Origin of the sequence: Alteripontixanthobacter maritimus (assembly GCF_003340475.1) — a bacterium.
GTDB lineage: Bacteria > Pseudomonadota > Alphaproteobacteria > Sphingomonadales > Sphingomonadaceae > Alteripontixanthobacter > Alteripontixanthobacter maritimus.
Genome location: NZ_QBKA01000002.1, coordinates 1700662 through 1716093, shown reverse-complemented (window position 1 = coordinate 1716093; position 15432 = coordinate 1700662). Strand labels below are relative to the sequence as shown.

Sequence of the window (15432 nt, the reverse complement as noted above, 5' to 3'; positions counted from 1 at the left end):
CGCTCTGTGTCTTTCATGACACGCATGTCAAGCAGCGCGCCGGGCTGGCGCTTGTTCACGCTCTTTTGCAGCCCATGTTAATGCGCTATGCCGCAATGCACAGTGAAGCCGAGAATGACCTATCAAGACGCCTTTGTGCCCCCTTACAGTGACGGGCCCGACCTCGGTCATACAGAACCACAAGACACCGGTCCCAGTGCTTTTTCGCCCGCGCTAGATAGCAAGGGCCGTATCGCAGACGACAAGGCGATGTTGCGCGCCGCTCGCGACCTTACCAAAGATCTGGGGACAGCCCGCCCGGCAGTGTTCTGGGGTGATATGCTGATATCGGCGCTATTGGGCTATGCCGCTCTTGCCGGCGCGATCCTCTCGTCCAATATCTGGGCAGCGTTGGGCTTTGGTGTCGTGGCGAGCCTGTCGCTCTATCGTGCGCTGCTGTTCATTCACGAATTGTCGCATATCCACCGCGATGCGCTGCCTGGCTTCCGGTTTGGCTGGAACCTGCTGGTCGGCATACCGATGCTGACGCCGTCCTTCATGTACGAAGGCGTGCACACGTTGCACCATCAGCGCACGCGCTATGGAACTCCGGAAGATCCCGAATATCTGCCGTTAGCCTTGATGAAGTGGTGGAGCCTGCCGCTGTTTGTTGGCATCGCGTTGCTTGCCCCGGTCGCTTTGATAATCCGGTTTGCAGTGCTGGTACCGCTCGGCGCACTGATCCCTGCCGTCCGCAATCTGGTCTGGACCCGGTTTTCGGCGCTGTCGATCAACCCGGATTTCCGGCGCCGTCCGGCAGACACCGATCTCAAGACGCGCGTGATCTGGCAGGAAGCGTTTGGTTCGCTCTGGGCAATTGCGCTGGCTCTCAGTCCGCTGGCAATCGGCTGGCGACCGCTGCTGGTGGCGTTGGCGGTGTTCTCCGTCACGGCAGTGCTTAATCAGTTGCGCACGCTGGTGGCGCATCTTTGGGAGAATGAGGGCGAGGCGATGACTGTGACTGCGCAGTTCCTAGATTCCGTAAACGTACCGCCGCCGGGCCCGATTGCCGAGATCTGGGCGCCTGTGGGGCTGCGCTATCATGCGCTGCATCATCTGATGCCTTCCATGCCATATCACGCGCTGCCCGAAGCGCATCGGCGACTTGCGGCGGAATTCGGTGACATGTCGACCTATGCCGGTTCGAACCACCCCGGCATGGTGACGTTATTGCGGCGTATTGCTGCCAGCACAATGCGGGCGCGCTAAGCCTCCTTCTATCCCAGGAAACGGATCATCGCGCAGCGATTTTCGCGTGGTAATCTCGCGGCAACTGCCTTTTCCAGCGCGTGTGCAAGTCGGGGGTGTGCCTCGATGTCACCGATAATCTCGAAGCCTTGTCGTGCATAGAACGGCGCGTTCCATGGAATATCGCGGAACGTATTCAGGGTGAGCGCAGCGAAGCCTGCATTATGGGCATCGATAGCAAGCGCGCCAAGCAGCGTCGCGCCTATGCCGCGCCGCTGGAAGCTGCGCCTCACGCTCAGTTCGTGAATGTGCAGTTCGCGGCCAAACGGCCGGGTCGCTACAAAGCCGATAACGGCATCTTCCGATACGGCAGCCAGCGAGTGCCCCTTGTCGATCATGGCCGCGTATTCCTGGCTGGAACGCGGGGAGGGGAGAGTAATCTGCGCCAATGACGGGTGTTGTTCCAGCAATCCGCCCGCATCCGCCTCTACGTCATGAAACGCCTGCGCATCGTCAGGCCGGGCGAGCCGGATACGCCAGTCCGCGCTCATTCTTCGGTGCGGATCAACACCGTCTCACCGATCAATGCGAACAGGAAGAAGGGTGCCCATGCGGCCAGAAAAGGCGGATAGCCGCCAAAACTTCCCATAGCGAGAGCCGCGTTGTCGACTACGAAATAGGCAAATCCAAGCGCCATGCCGATGACCGCTCGCACGAACAACTGACCCGATCTGGCAAGTCCGAAAGCGGCAATCGCACCCAATAACGGCATAAGGAAAGCGGCGAGGGGACCGGACAGCTTGTGCCACCACTTGGCCTCCAGTTCCGCAGTGCGCCGCCCGACGCGGTCATACCGGTCGATATCGTCGCGCAACTGCCAGAAGGATTGGGTGTCAGGATCGATCCGGCCGAGCTCTACCTGCTCCAGCGTCAGCGCATCGCCAACCACGATCTCGTCCATCCGGTCGGCCTTTGTCGTTTCCACATTGAACCGCACCGGGTCGAGCAGCCGCCAACCGGGTCCCGCGTAAGTGGCGCTCGGCGCGCGCAGCTGGTCCACGATCCGGCCTGCACTGTCCCGGGCGTACCAGGTGACTCCGGTCATCGAGATAGCTTCACCCCGACCGCTGACGGTCGCGGCCGACAGAATATTTGTACCATCGGTGAAGTAGGCATTCGCTCGCACGCCGGAATCGGTAGGGATGGCGCCGTATTCGTTCGCCTCCCAAGCTTTCAGCGTTGCGGTAGAGCGTGTCACTACGACCTCGTTGAATGCAAAGCTCAATCCGCTAGTTACGAGCGCGGTCAGCAATAGCGGCGCGAGGACCTGGTGCGCCGAAAGCCCAGCGGCCTTCATCGCGATAACCTCGCTGTTCTGGTTAAGCGTCACTAGCGTAATCAGTGTCGCGAGCAGCACTGAATAGGGCAGAAACCGGGCGACAAGCTGCGGCACACGCAGGCCGGCATAGGTCAGCAATTCGCCCTGACCGTTGCCCGGCGTGGCGAGGATGGTGCCGCTGGTGCTGAGCAGATCGAGCGCCATCAGCACCAGCACCAGCATGACCAGCACGGCGAAGATGCGCACAACGAACAGCTTGGCCAGATAGATGGTCAGCCTGCGCGAAGGAAAGAAGTCGAGCTGCATGGCTGGCTAGTCTTTCCCGTCCGGATGCAATGGTGGTGGCTCGTGTGGGTCGACGGCCAATGGATTGCCGTCCACATCGGTCGCGACAGCATCGATGCTGTCGTCGTGCAGCGGTGCAATATCGCGGCTGCGCCATTTGAACAGTTTGCGTATCCCGCGCATGATCTTGGCAAAGGCGGATTCGAGGCCCCCGATAGCCTGGCCGCCGGGGACATGGGCGACCTGCCAGTACATCCACCCGATGATGGCAGCGAAGACCACGAACGGCCCCCATAGCGCCAGGATCGGGTCCACCCGGCCAAGCGAGGCGACATCCTCACCGTACTGGTTCACCTTGTGGTAGGCGACCACCATCACGATGGACACGAACACGCCCAGCGCGCTGCTCGATCGTTTGGGCGGGATCGCCAGTGCCAGCGCCAGCAGCGGCATCAGCAGCATCATGACCACTTCCACCATGCGGAAGTTGAAACTGGCCTGGCTGGCATCGCGCTCCAGCCCGGTGGCATCCTCGCTCCACCCGATGCGCAGCAATTCGGGCAGGATATACTCCCGCTCCGCATCGCCGCGTGCGCGGAACTGTTCGATCCGTGGCAGGTCGATCGGCAAATCGTGGCGGGAAAAACTCAGTACCCGCGGGGTCTTGTTCGTATCGGGATCGCCGCCGCCCATGTCCTGCACGATCGCACCGTCCGTCAGGCGCAGGATGATGGTATCGGGGCTGTCGGTCGTGGCAAGGAAAGACCCCTCGCGTGCGGAAATGCTAAGTACGTCGCCCTTGGTGTTGGAAACGCGCGCGAAGATACCCTTTAACGTGCGCCCGTCATTTTCGCTTTCTTCGATGCGGAGAGCCATGCGGTCGGCCAGCGTGGTAAACTCGCCTACCTTGATGCTTGCGCCCAGAGCGCCCGACCGTAATTCATACTGCAATTGTTCGTAATAATAACGGCTTACGGGCTGGACATAGAACACCAGAGCGACGTTTACCGCCAGCAATACGGCCGTGAGCATGTACGGTACGCGCAACAGGCGGCCGTAACTCAGACCGACGCCGCGCATCACGTCCAGCTCGCTGGATGTCGCCAGCTTGCGGAAGGCCAGCAGGATGCCGAGCAACAGGCCGAGCGGGATTGCGAGGCTGGTATATTCGGGGATCAGCGCCGCGAGCATCTTGAACACGACACCCACAGGTCCGCCTTCGGTGGAAACGAATTCGAATAGGCGCAGCATCTTGTCGAGCAGCAGCAGCGATGCCGCAATCGCGAACACGCTTACCATCGGCACGATGACGAGCCGGAGGATATAACGGTCGAGGGCGGGGAACAGTTTGGCCAAGGAAGGGTGCTGCGCTTTGTCCGGACGGGCGATTGCTGCAGCCCTAGCGGCTTATTGCCGTGCGGTCATGCCCCATGATGCATTGCGGCAGACGCAGACCAGCCAGCGGCAGAGTGTGACAGGGCGTCAGGCCTTTTCAAGCGTGCATTGCAGCGGATGCTCGTTCTCGCGTGCGAAGTTTACCACTTCGGAAACCTTGGTCTCAGCCACTTCATAGGGAAATACGCCGCACACCCCGACGCCGCGTTGATGGACATGCAACATGACGCGGGTGGCCTGTTCCAGATCCATTTTGAAATAGCGTTTCAGCACCATCACGACGAATTCCATCGGCGTGTAATCGTCGTTCAGCAGCAGCACCTTGTACATGCTCGGTTTTTTTGGCCGCGCTTTGGTTTTGGTGGCAACACCTATCTCGCTATCGCCATCGGCATCATCCACATCGTCCTTCCCCGCAGCGCGAGCGGGGGGCGTTGCGGGTGGGCGGCTCTGATCGTGGTTGGGCCGTCGAGGTGTTGTTGGAATCATGCTCATTACCGTGGCAATATCGTGACGCGGTGGCGAAGCGCAAGGTCGCAGCGAGCGTGTGCGACAATGCGAGCTTTGCGGAGCGGCAGATCGCCGCCAGGCGCTGGTGTTTCCGATGTTGCCATATCCCGAATCAGAGGTCGTGAAAGCTGGGCCCCAAAACACAAACGGCCCGGATGGCTCAATACCATCCGGCCCGCTGTGTTTCCTGGCCGCCATCCTTCTGCGATGGAAGGGCAACCGGACAATCGTTTTCCAATAAAGATTAGGCAGCCTTCGAGAAACGCTCGCTCAGTTCGCTGTAGCGGCTGCTGATCGGTGCGAAGGCTTCGTTGGTAACCTTGGTAACGGTTTCGGTGTTCTTCGAACCGAAGGCGACCATCGCGTCGAAGTTACGGCGCAGGATTTCGCTCTGCAGCTGCATCAGTTCGGTTGGCGATTTAACGGCGGCGACCTTCTTCATGTCTTCGACCACGACCTTGGAGGCATCCTTGGCGGCAGCGAAGTTGGTGCGGGTCATGTCCTGCACGCCGGAAGCGAGGATCTTGCCTGCTTCGACGACGGCTTCGACATTACCCTTGGTGATAGTGCCCATTTCGGAAGCGACTTCGGTACCCTTGTCATAGGCAGCGCGAGCGCGGCCCTGCAGGTCGGCGGTCATTTCGTTGGTCTTGTTAGCGGTCTTGGTAGCCATTTTCTTGTCCTTGATCTTAATCTTGAGGGGTTTGTTCAGCTGCTCGCCCAATTTCTTGGTCACGGGCTTGCGCTTGGCAGTCTTGGAGGTGGATGCCTTCCGCGCAGCTTTCTTAGCGGCAGTCTTTTTAACAGGCTTCTTCGCCGCTGCCTTCTCAGGCGCGGCTTTCGCTTCAACCTTTGCTGCCGGGGCAACCGTACCGGACGCCTTGCTAGGCACGTCCGCAACAGGTGCTGCGGTTTTCGTAGTGTCGCTGTTCATTGCGGCGGTATCAGCCATTGTCATTTCCTTGCGGTCTTTGCTGCACTGCACAATAAGCATTGCAAGTGCGAACACAAGGAGATTTTTGTGCACTGCACAATAAACGCGATGAACTGAGTGTCACCGCGGGCAGAGCGCGTCGGTCCCTACCGGCTTTTGACGTATCGTCCCGGCGCATCCTCGATACATTGGTCTGACTTCAACATCCCGGGCGCGCGCTTGCCCTTCGCCGGCACCGTCTGGGTACCGTGGCTATGCAACCATTCGATCCAGTCCGGCCACCAGCTACCGGGATGTTCCACCGCGCCTTCCCGGAATTGGTCGAGCGATGTGACCTCGGGTTCTTCGTTGATCCAGTACTGGTACTTTCCGGCAGCGGGTGGATTAACCACGCCGGCAATATGTCCTGAACCGGCAAGCACGAAGCGCATCGGCCCTTGGAAATGGTCCATGATCCGCCAAACGCTGGTGGCTGGCGCAATGTGATCTTCCTTGCCCGCCTGGATGTACGACGGCGTTTCTACCTGCGTAAGATCGATCGGCGTACCGTCGGCCTGTAGCGCGTCTGGCGTGACGAGCTTGTTGTCCTTGTATAGGTCGCGCAGATATTGGCTGTGCCATTTTGCCGGCAGGTTGGTGACATCGCCATTCCAGTGCAGCAGGTCGAAAGCCGGATAGTCCTCGCCCAACAGGTAATTGTTGACGACATAGTTCCAGATAAGGTCCGTACCGCGCAGCATGTTGAACGTGGCCGCCATCACCCGCCCGTCGATATAGCCATCCTTGGCCATCCCCTCGATCAGCTGGATCTGGTTGTCGTCGACGAAGTGCAACAATTCGCCTGCATCCTCGAAGTCCACCTGGGCGGTAAAGAAGGTGGCGCTGGCGACTTTTTCAGCCTCGCCGCGCCGTGCCAGGATCGCAAGCGCGGCGGCCAGCGTGGTACCTGCAACGCAATAGCCGATGGTATGCACGCTGGGCACTTTAAGCCGTGAGCGAATATGGTCGATGGCCCCTATTTCGGCGCGGATATAGTCATCCCACACCACATCCTTCATCGATGTATCGGCTGATTTCCAGCTGACGACGAACACGGTCAGTCCTTGCTCCACAGCCCAGCGGATGAAGCTCTTTTGGGGATTGAGATCGAGGATGTAGAAACGGTTGATCCATGGCGGGAAGATTACCAGCGGCGTTGCCAGCACGTCGGGCGTGACGGGGCTATACTGGATGAGCTGGTATAGCGGCGTTTCATGCACCACCTTGCCCGGCGTCACGGCAATGTTTTCGCCTACGGTGAAAGCGTCGCGGTCGACATGGGTCAGCTTGCCTTCCTTTAGGTCGGCCATCATGTGCTCCATGCCCTTGACCAAATTGGCACCCCGGGTTTCAACCGTGCGTTCAAGCACGACGGGATTGGTCGCGGCGAAGTTCGCGGGGCTCAGCGCTTCCAGCATGGTATTGGTGGCAAAGCGGACCTGTTCGCGTTTTTCCGGCGGCAAATGGTCGAGGTCGCCTGCCATCTGTGTCAGACGTTCGTTCATCAGCAAATAGGTCTGGTGGATCAGGGCGAATATCGGGTTGCTGCTCCAGCGCGGGTCGGCAAACCGCCGGTCTTTGCGCGGGAGCTTGCTCGACGCGCCTTGCTCGTTGCCGCCGAGGACCGACTGCCATAGCTGCGCTGCATCGCTCCAAATGGATTGCTGCACCGCAGGGTCGGCGAAGGGTACGGATTTCGTCCAGCCTTCCATCATGGCAAGCCATTTGGATGGATCGGCCAACGCGGCTGCGGCTGCTGCCGAATGCGCAGGATCGGCAGCAGCCGCGTCGCTTAGGTCTTCGCCCGAACTGTCGCTCGCCCCGGTACCACCGGGCGTCCACATGGCTTGCAGCCTGGCTGCGTTCGCGGCAAATTCCTGCATCGCGTCCACGCCGGGGAGGGTGCCGGCAGCGCCCGGCATCATGGCACCGAACATTCCGCCGTTCATCAACTGCCTCATCCATTGCGCCTGCGTTTCCATCATGGCGGCAATCTGCGCGCTCTGATCGAACTGATTTTCCTGCTGCCCGTCCTGGTCGCGGCTGTCGGTCATGGATGCTCCGGATAAAAGGTTCGCAATACTTCGCAACGGTATCGCGTATGCACCGCGCAATATAGCATTCATTTTGCCGTCGATGCATCCGCCATGATTGCGCGGCGGGACAGTTTGCGTCAAACCGGCACTAACACGGCCCGAACCTGACGCAGCGGATGATACCATGGACACAGAATTCTACCGCATGAAGCGCCTGCCACCTTACGTGATTGCGGAGGTTAACGGAATGCGGCAGGCGGCGCGCGCTGCAGGTGAGGACATCATCGATCTCGGCATGGGCAATCCCGATCAGCCGCCGCCGCAACATGTGATCGACAAGCTGGTTGAAGTGGCATTGAAACCATCGGCGCACGGTTATTCGCAATCCAAGGGCATACCCGGCTTACGCAAGGCCCAGGCGGATTATTACGGTCGCCGGTTCGGTGTCGAACTCGATCCCGAAACCGAGGTGGTGGTGACGATGGGGTCCAAGGAAGGGCTCGCCAGCCTCGCCAACGCGATCACAGCGCCGGGCGATGTGGTGCTGGCGCCCAACCCGTCCTACCCGATCCACACTTTCGGTTTTATCATTGCCGGCGCCACCATCCGCGCCGTACCCACCACGCCGGATGAGGATTATTGGCGGGCGCTCGACAATGCGATGGCCTTCACCGTGCCGCGACCCAGCGTGTTGGTGGTGAACTATCCCGGAAATCCGACCGCCGAAGTGGTCGATCTGGCCTTTTACGAACGGTTGGTGGTGTGGGCCAAGGAGAACAAGGTTATGATCCTGTCCGACCTTGCGTATTCCGAACTTTATTTCGACGGCAATCCGACCCCCTCGATCATGCAGGTGCTGGGCGCAAAGGATGTGGCGGTGGAGTTTACCTCCATGTCCAAAACCTATTCCATGGCCGGATGGCGGATGGGCTTCGCCGTAGGCAACAAGCGCATGATCGCAGCCATGACACGGGTGAAATCCTACCTCGATTACGGGGCGTTCACTCCCATCCAGGCCGCCGCTTGCGCCGCGCTGAATGGTCCGCAGGATATCGTCGAGAGCAACCGCGCGCTTTATCAGAAACGCCGTGACGTGATGGTAGAGGCATTCGGCCGTGCGGGCTGGCGCATCCCTTCGCCCAAGGCCTCCATGTTCGCCTGGGCACCTCTGCCGCCGGCCTTGGCCGATATGGGAAGCCTGGAATTCTCCAAACGCCTGCTGACGGAAGCCAAGGTCGCCGTCGCGCCGGGCGTTGGTTACGGGGAAGAAGGGGAAGGTTTCGTCCGCATCGCCATGGTGGAAAACGAACAACGCCTGCGGCAGGCTGCCCGCAATGTGAAGCGCTGGTTCGCTACGCTGGGCATCGACACGAAAGCAGCCTGACCCGCGTCACCCGGCGCGGCGTATCCGAAGGGGCTATCAAGCGCCCCGGTAATTCGAGACCGCCGTCACCGGACCGAATATGGCATCAACACGTATGGACCTTGCTGATGCGCGCAATAAAGACGCTATGGCTTGGGCAATGCGAATCAACCCTTGGGACTGCTTTGACGATAATGCAGAAGAAGGGTGATGGGCATCCGGCGGCGCTTGGTCGTGCGGAAGACGAAAGCGAGCGGGCGCGCTTACCCGCGATGCTGCCGCGGCGTTACCTCGCCGGGCCGCTGCTACTGGACCTGTTCCACCGCGACGCGCGTTCTGCCGAACGATGGTTGGGACTGCATCCCCGTGAATTTGCAGTGCTGTGGCGGCTGGCGGAGACGCCGTTCTGCTTCGTAACGCGGGGTAATTTGTTGCGCGACGTATGGCGTTTACGCCACGATCCCGAAACAAACCGGGTGGCGGTGCACATCGCCAGATTGCGGAGAAAACTGAACGTCTCCGGCCTCGACTGGCTTATCGAAACGGGGCGCGAAGGTGGTTACCGGCTGGCGGCGCAAAGCGCACCCTGGTTCGGCGGTTACAGCGGATGGCTGGACAGCGAAGGTCGCGCAGGTCAGGACGGGCACCATAGCAAATCCGGCAGCACCGGTCCCGGGCAGGGTGTTGCCCAGCACAACGAAAGAGTTTGCGAATGACCTTCCCTCAGAATGACCGTGTATCAATTATCTTGTCTGATGAAGGCGTGGCCGATGTGCGGCTTACGCGGCCCGACAAGATGAATGCACTGGATCCGGCCATGTTCGACGCGATAATCGGCGCTGCGGCAGCATTGCATCAGGCGAAGAATGTCCGCGCGGTGGTGCTGTCGGGAGAAGGGCGGTCCTTTTGCGCCGGGCTCGATACCTCGAACTTCGGCGCACCTGCCGATCCGGATCGCGCGCCGCTGACGGAACGGACTTATGGCGATTCCAACCTGTTCCAGCAGGTCGCTACTGCGTGGCGCAAGCTGCCGGCGCCGGTGATCGCCGTGCTTCACGGCGTATGTTTTGGAGGCGGCATGCAAATCGCGAGTGGGGCCGACATCCGCATCGCCGCGCCGGATGCCCGGATGGCAATCATGGAAATGAAATGGGGATTGGTGCCCGATATGGGCGGCTATCAGTTATGGCGCGGAATGGTGCGCGACGATGTCTTGCGCGAACTGGTCTATACCAACCGCGAATTTTCCGGGGAGGAGGCACAAACGCTCGGCCTCGCGACCTACGTCGATCCCGATCCCCTTGAACGTGCCCGTGCCATTGCCGCCACCATCGCGCAGCGGAACCCGAACGCAATTCAGGCCGCCAAGCGCCTTTCCAACGCTATGTATGACAAGACCGGCACCGAGATGCTGATGGCTGAAAGCGTGGAACAACAGGCGATCATGCGCACACCCAACCAGATGGAAGCAGTGATGAGCCAGATGCAGAAACGGCCTGCGAATTTCGTCGATCCGGAATAAGCTGCCGAGTGGTTCGCGCCGGACCGACCGTACCTACCCGAATACGGCCACGCTCTGCAGTCCAGCCAGCACTTGCGTGCCTTTTGCATCGAACAACCTTTGCCGCTCGCTGGAATACCCCTTGTCTGCATGGTCGGTCGCGTTCTCCGCCAGCCACCAGCCGCCTGGGTCGCGCGGCCCGTTATTCAGCACGTTCAGCGCCCAGTTGATCGAACTGACCGGCCCCATGCGTTGCATCACGCGAAAGGCTGCCGGCGGCAGGACATCCCCCATCAGCAGCAGTTCGGACATCGCATCCAGACCTTCTGTATCTTTTAGGCGGCACCAGCGGCGGACCGTCGGCGTGCCGCTCCCGTTCATGGGGCCACGTTCTTCCTGCGCGCGGCGGACTTCGAAATTATGCTGGATGAAGGCCGGCGCCTTGTCGTGCTGCAAGGGTTTGAACTTGTCCGGCCCGTCGGGCCACCATTCCGGCCGGGGCGGTGTATGCAAGGCGTTGGCCTCCCGCTCTCCGCCAAAAAGGAAAGTGGCAATCAGTGCAGGACCCTTCTCGCCGATGATTTGCGTCTGGAGTTGGGTGACGTTGCGCCCTTCGCGCAGCATTTCTGTATGCACTTCCACCGTATCGCCAACCGGCGCCACGAACCCGATTTGTGCCGCCTGCATCGGTGGCAAGTCCGGGAAAGCGCGCATGGTCGCGGTGTAAGCAATCAGCGCCGATGCGCCGCCATACATGGTGCGCCCCTGCATCCATTCCGCCGCTTTGGGGAGAGTGAAGGACCCGGCCGTGCGGCCGACAGGTTCGAGTAATTCTGCAATAGCCATGGCTCCGCTCCTTACCCGCGAAGCTGCAGCTTGCCAGCCCGATTTCCAGCTCGGGCAAAATATCGCTCCTCGCCGATAGCCGATTGCATGCCGGGACAGGAGCCGCTAGAGGGCCGCTTCGCGCCGATTGCCGCCATGCGGTTACAGGTGCGAGTGGCCCGATGGCGGAGTGGTTACGCAGAGGACTGCAAATCCTTGCACGCCGGTTCGATTCCGGCTCGGGCCTCCATTTTCCGCGGTCGCGCAACCATACGCGATCGCCGCATCTGCCGCCGGCCGGAGAGGTGCCTGTGCCGCTTTAGCTCAGTTGGTAGAGCACATCATTCGTAATGATGGGGTCAGAGGTTCGAATCCTCTAAGCGGCACCATTGCCTTGTCAGCGCGGTCGTATGGGAGCCAAGTTCCGTCCAGCGACGGGGTATAGCTGGAATGCCCAGCCTTAGGCATGCCCGACTGCGAATCATCTGTAAGTTTTGCGCACGTCAAACCTTGCCGAGATCATTGGATTACGGATCGCTTCAGTAACTATTGCCGGAAAATAAATTCAGGGTGCAGGATTTCGTCGATCTTGGTCTTTACTGATAATTAATGACCTGGAAAACGCTATCGACCCATTGTCGGCAGAGCGGGGCGTTTCGGAACCGCTCCGTAACGATTCACAATTTGTTTAAAAATTAACTAGGCTCCTGAACCGAACTTACGTGCCGCTTCGAGTAGCAGGGCTGGCGATCGGTGTTCCCGATACGCAAGCCCTTTGGACCCGAGCCATGAAGTCACTCCTGATCAATGCAGCCACGGCCGCAATCGCCCTCTCGCTCGCGAGCATCGCGCAGGCGAGTGAAGTGGACGGGTCCCTCATAGTGGACTCTGACAACAGCGAGAAACCGGCAATAGGGCAATTGCTGCCGCTCCCGCTGGCGCCCAAAGCTATCTCGGCTTTGCCCATGCCGGTTATCTTGCCTGCTGTTACTGCTGCCCGCGCGCAGGTTTCTGATGTAAACGCACATGATGCGGTTCCGACCTTCTATCTCGACACGCAGGCGCTGGACGCGGCCGTCATTCAGAGCCCCCGTGTTGAACAGACCGAAATCGGCGGTGTAGTAGAAGCGCGAAGCCTGGTTCCATATTACGGCGACATCAATCCGTTCTACGGAGACATCGGCGCGTTCTGGGGCGACATCAATCCATTCTGGGGTGATATCAGTCCGTTCTACGGCGATATCGGAGCATTCTGGGGCGACATCGATGCGTTCTGGGGAGATATCATCGCCTTCGATACTGCCGATCTCAGTGCGCTCGGCGATTTCTGGAAGAATACCAGTGCTGTCATCGAAACCACCGACACGCTTTGGGGCGGCCTGCAATATACAACGATAGCGGGCAATTATGTCTTCGCTCCAACCGGCACATCCCCCGATGCTGTGAAAGACAGCCTGCTTCGGTTGGTAGCCGATTCCGAAGCGAAATTTGGCACAGCCTATACGGCAGAAGCCGGGCTGTCCTTCAGCGATGGCTTTGCAGCTGAGCTGTTTGCGCGCCACGGCATAGATCTGGATAACCTTCAGACACTCGCCAATAAATCGAAGGGGGACCGCGCTGCGTTCTTCCTCGATTGGCACGACAGCCTGATGCAGTATTCCGGTATCGACCAGGTCGATCACTGGATGGCGGCGACCAATTGGACACCATCCGTTACGCATATCCAGGGATCCGGCGCGGATTCCGTTATCGGCATTATCGACGGCAGTTTCGGCCGCGACGTTGGCGACGTCACATGGCTCGGCGGGTCCACAAATACGCTCGGCGGCCACGGCGCGGGCGTGGCAAGCCTGATCGTCGGCAAGCACGACGGGAAGGGCGTGATGGGCATCGCGCCCAACGCATCTATCACCGCCTATAATCCATTCAGCCTGGACGGAACCGCATCGTGGGACACCGTTGCAACTGGTATCGCGACCTTGAAATCGGCCTCTTTCACCGATGCAGCGTCGGCCAGTGTCATCAACATGTCACTCGGGGAAGCCGGATGGGTTGCTTCGCAGGGGTTGGCGGATGTGCTCGCACGGCCCGACATTACCGTGCATAACGGGTCGACCGTCTATGTCATCGCGGCGGGTAATGACGGGGTGACACAAAGCACCGATATCGAATGGAATTTCGCACAGGATACCGCTGCGATTTTCGTCGGCTCGGTGTCACCGAACCTTTCGATATCCGGTTTTTCGAACCAGGCCGGCACCACGTGCTTGCTCGATAATGGCGTTTGCCACGCGGGCAACGAACTCTACAACCGTTTCATCGTCGCGCCGGGCGAGATGCTGCTGATGTCCGATGGGCAGGGCGGCGTAGTGCGCCGCTCGGGCACGTCTTTCGCAGCGCCTCTGGTATCGGGGGCCATCACATTGCTTCATGATCGCTGGCAGTGGCTGGCCGGGCATTCGGACGAGACTGCGGAGATCATCTTCAGGTCGGCGCGCGATCTGGGCGCTCCTGGTGTCGATCCGATATATGGCTGGGGCATGCTGGACGTCACGGCGTCGCAATCGCCGCTGGATTTCTCCAGTATGAGCTTCGTCCTCTATGAAAAACGAGGCGACAGTTATCAGTCCAATTCTGTTCCCGTGTCCGACCTCGTAAATGCGGGCATCCCAGGCCAATGGGAAACAGACGATGTGTTCTTCACCATGTTCGAAGACATCGGCGACACGTATCGTGATTTCGTCGTCCCTATGTCTTCGTTTACCCAAGGTAAGCGAACCAACGTCCTGGGCGGCGGTTACGAGCGGATGCAGGACTTCATCAGCGACCGTTTTGCACGCTGGATCGTGAGCGACGGCACCGACAGCAACGGTGACGGTGTTGCCGGGATTACACAAGTCAGGTCGAACGATACGCTGGCTTCGGGTGACTGGACGCTGCGCTTCGACGCGATGGTTCCGCGCATGTCGGATCAGGGTTCGGCAATTTCCACGCACAGCGCCGCCACGTTGACCGGGCCGGATGGGAAGCTGTCCTTTACATTGGGCCATGGTCAGGGTTCGATGGCGTTGGCGGGTGACCGTTTCGGCATTCTGAGCGACCACAACATCGTATCAGGTGGGGTCAACCCGGTGCTCGGCATGGCGTCCGGGGAAATGTTCGCGTCGGCCAGCTACGCTATCGCGCCGACTACAGTGATGCGGGTGGGCTATAGCGACAACCGCGAAGAATGGCATGAATTGCGCGGACTGAACCCGCTCGACGCGATGGTCCGCCGCTCGTTGGGGGCGCGTGACGCCAATGCAATGACTGTCGATCTGGAACAGCGTGTTGCCCAAGGTGTGTCGTTCAACGCGCAATGGACCCGCTTGCGTGAAGACAACGCCTTGCTGGGCGAACAAACTGCGGTTGATGCGTTTCTCGGGAATGGGTCCGCGACTGACGCGGTGACTTTGTCGGCAACAATTGACATCGGCTCCGGTCTTTCATTCGATATGTCGGCGACCGGCGGTTCTACCAAGCTGGCAGGCGGGCAGGCGTTCCGCAATGGTGCCGATGTGTGGAGCACGGCCGGACAAATCACCGCAACCAAGCGCGGTGTTACCGGAGCCTCCGATACCCTGCGCCTGTCGGTCGCCCAACCGCTCAACATCGAAGCCGGTGAAATCGAATTCACGAGCCGCCAGATTACCGATCGTTCGACCGGAGAATTCGGTGTCGTGACGCAAACGATTGGCATCGAGGGCAAGCGCCGCTTGGTAGGCGAAGCTGTCTATGCGGCGCCACTGGGTTCCAATGGCGAGTTCGGCTTTTTCGGACGTTTTGAAACAGCAACCACCGATGACGAAACGAAAAATTATATCTTCGGGGGCAATGTTCGCCTGAAATTCTAGAAAAATCGGCCAACGGTTGCCGCAATCTTATCAGGCGAATGAAAGATAGGGCGGCGCTTTACCTAGCGGCATTGCGCGAGAACGG

12 protein-coding genes and 2 tRNA genes are annotated in these 15432 nt (G+C 59.8%); 7 read left to right on the top strand and 7 right to left on the bottom strand.

Annotation, left to right across the window (positions count from 1 at the left end; translation table 11 throughout):
* The first annotated feature begins 114 nt into the window (after positions 1-114).
* Positions 115-1248 carry a fatty acid desaturase family protein gene (locus HME9302_RS08505; RefSeq protein WP_115366661.1) on the top strand — a complete coding sequence of 378 codons (1134 nt, stop codon included), beginning with the start codon at positions 115-117 and terminating at the stop codon, positions 1246-1248.
* An 8-nt stretch (positions 1249-1256) separates the two neighbouring features.
* On the opposite strand, the gene HME9302_RS08500 is transcribed toward HME9302_RS08505, so the two are convergent.
* The 6 genes from HME9302_RS08500 to HME9302_RS08475 form a co-directional block, all read right to left on the bottom strand.
* Positions 1257-1778: a GNAT family N-acetyltransferase gene (locus tag HME9302_RS08500; RefSeq protein ID WP_115366660.1), complete on the bottom strand. Its 522-nt coding sequence runs from the start codon at positions 1776-1778 to the stop codon at positions 1257-1259.
* The gene (gene lptG, locus HME9302_RS08495; protein ID WP_115366659.1) at positions 1775-2872 is read right to left on the bottom strand and encodes an LPS export ABC transporter permease LptG; all 1098 of its coding nucleotides are present in this window, start codon (positions 2870-2872) and stop codon (positions 1775-1777) included. Before lptG ends, HME9302_RS08500 begins: the two co-directional genes overlap by 4 nt.
* Before the next feature lie 6 nt (positions 2873-2878).
* On the bottom strand, positions 2879-4207 hold the full coding sequence (locus HME9302_RS08490) for an LptF/LptG family permease (RefSeq protein WP_115366658.1): 1329 nt from the start codon (positions 4205-4207) through the stop codon (positions 2879-2881).
* A 126-nt stretch (positions 4208-4333) separates the two neighbouring features.
* Positions 4334-4741, bottom strand: a complete 408-nt coding sequence (gene clpS / locus HME9302_RS08485; protein WP_230079936.1) for an ATP-dependent Clp protease adapter ClpS — start codon at positions 4739-4741, stop codon at positions 4334-4336.
* A gap of 259 nt (positions 4742-5000) precedes the next feature.
* Positions 5001-5708 carry a phasin family protein gene (locus tag HME9302_RS08480; protein WP_181815718.1) on the bottom strand — a complete coding sequence of 236 codons (708 nt, stop codon included), beginning with the start codon at positions 5706-5708 and terminating at the stop codon, positions 5001-5003.
* 128 nt (positions 5709-5836) lie between these two features.
* Entirely contained in the window at positions 5837-7711 is a 1875-nt protein-coding gene (locus tag HME9302_RS08475; protein WP_407641336.1) for a PHA/PHB synthase family protein, read from the bottom strand.
* Positions 7712-7949: 238 nt separating this feature from the next.
* On the opposite strand from HME9302_RS08475, the gene HME9302_RS08470 reads away from it, so the two are divergent.
* From HME9302_RS08470 to HME9302_RS08460, 3 genes are all read left to right on the top strand, one after another.
* Positions 7950-9149 (top strand): LL-diaminopimelate aminotransferase, encoded by a 1200-nt coding sequence (locus HME9302_RS08470; protein WP_115366656.1) that lies wholly within the window; start codon positions 7950-7952, stop codon positions 9147-9149.
* 173 nt (positions 9150-9322) lie between these two features.
* On the top strand, positions 9323-9844 hold the full coding sequence (locus HME9302_RS08465) for a winged helix-turn-helix domain-containing protein (protein ID WP_230079935.1): 522 nt from the start codon (positions 9323-9325) through the stop codon (positions 9842-9844).
* Complete coding sequence (locus HME9302_RS08460) at positions 9841-10650, top strand: crotonase/enoyl-CoA hydratase family protein (RefSeq protein WP_115366655.1); 810 nt, start codon at positions 9841-9843, stop codon at positions 10648-10650. The genes HME9302_RS08465 and HME9302_RS08460 overlap by 4 nt, the downstream gene beginning before the upstream one ends.
* Positions 10651-10683: 33 nt before the next feature.
* Here HME9302_RS08460 and HME9302_RS08455 read toward each other — a convergent pair whose 3' ends face one another.
* Positions 10684-11475: a thioesterase family protein gene (locus HME9302_RS08455; protein ID WP_115366654.1), complete on the bottom strand. Its 792-nt coding sequence runs from the start codon at positions 11473-11475 to the stop codon at positions 10684-10686.
* Positions 11476-11630: 155 nt separating this feature from the next.
* On the opposite strand from HME9302_RS08455, the gene HME9302_RS08450 reads away from it, so the two are divergent.
* The 3 genes from HME9302_RS08450 to HME9302_RS08440 all read left to right on the top strand — a co-directional run bounded on the left by HME9302_RS08450 (position 11631) and on the right by HME9302_RS08440 (position 15347).
* Positions 11631-11704 (top strand) — tRNA-Cys (locus tag HME9302_RS08450).
* A 63-nt stretch (positions 11705-11767) separates the two neighbouring features.
* Positions 11768-11843, top strand: a tRNA-Thr gene (locus HME9302_RS08445).
* Between the two features lie 399 nt (positions 11844-12242).
* Positions 12243-15347, top strand: coding sequence for a S8 family serine peptidase (locus HME9302_RS08440; protein WP_115366653.1), 3105 nt, complete (start codon positions 12243-12245; stop codon positions 15345-15347).
* The last annotated feature ends 85 nt before the right edge of the window (positions 15348-15432 follow it).

Bases quoted from the DNA above. Each gene is read 5' to 3' on its own strand.
- HME9302_RS08465 (WP_230079935.1), top strand. From the start codon at position 9,323: ATGCAGAAGAAGGGTGATGGGCATCCGGCGGCGCTTGGTCGTGCGGAA.
- HME9302_RS08440 (WP_115366653.1), top strand. From the start codon at position 12,243: ATGAAGTCACTCCTGATCAATGCAGCCACGGCCGCAATCGCCCTCTCG.
- clpS (WP_230079936.1), bottom strand. From the start codon at position 4,741: ATGAGCATGATTCCAACAACACCTCGACGGCCCAACCACGATCAGAGC.
- HME9302_RS08480 (WP_181815718.1), bottom strand. From the start codon at position 5,708: ATGGCTGATACCGCCGCAATGAACAGCGACACTACGAAAACCGCAGCA.
- HME9302_RS08455 (WP_115366654.1), bottom strand. From the start codon at position 11,475: ATGGCTATTGCAGAATTACTCGAACCTGTCGGCCGCACGGCCGGGTCC.
- HME9302_RS08505 (WP_115366661.1), top strand. From the start codon at position 115: ATGACCTATCAAGACGCCTTTGTGCCCCCTTACAGTGACGGGCCCGAC.
- HME9302_RS08470 (WP_115366656.1), top strand. From the start codon at position 7,950: ATGGACACAGAATTCTACCGCATGAAGCGCCTGCCACCTTACGTGATT.
- HME9302_RS08475 (WP_407641336.1), bottom strand. From the start codon at position 7,711: ATGGAAACGCAGGCGCAATGGATGAGGCAGTTGATGAACGGCGGAATG.
- HME9302_RS08460 (WP_115366655.1), top strand. From the start codon at position 9,841: ATGACCTTCCCTCAGAATGACCGTGTATCAATTATCTTGTCTGATGAA.
- lptG (WP_115366659.1), bottom strand. From the start codon at position 2,872: ATGCAGCTCGACTTCTTTCCTTCGCGCAGGCTGACCATCTATCTGGCC.
- HME9302_RS08500 (WP_115366660.1), bottom strand. From the start codon at position 1,778: ATGAGCGCGGACTGGCGTATCCGGCTCGCCCGGCCTGACGATGCGCAG.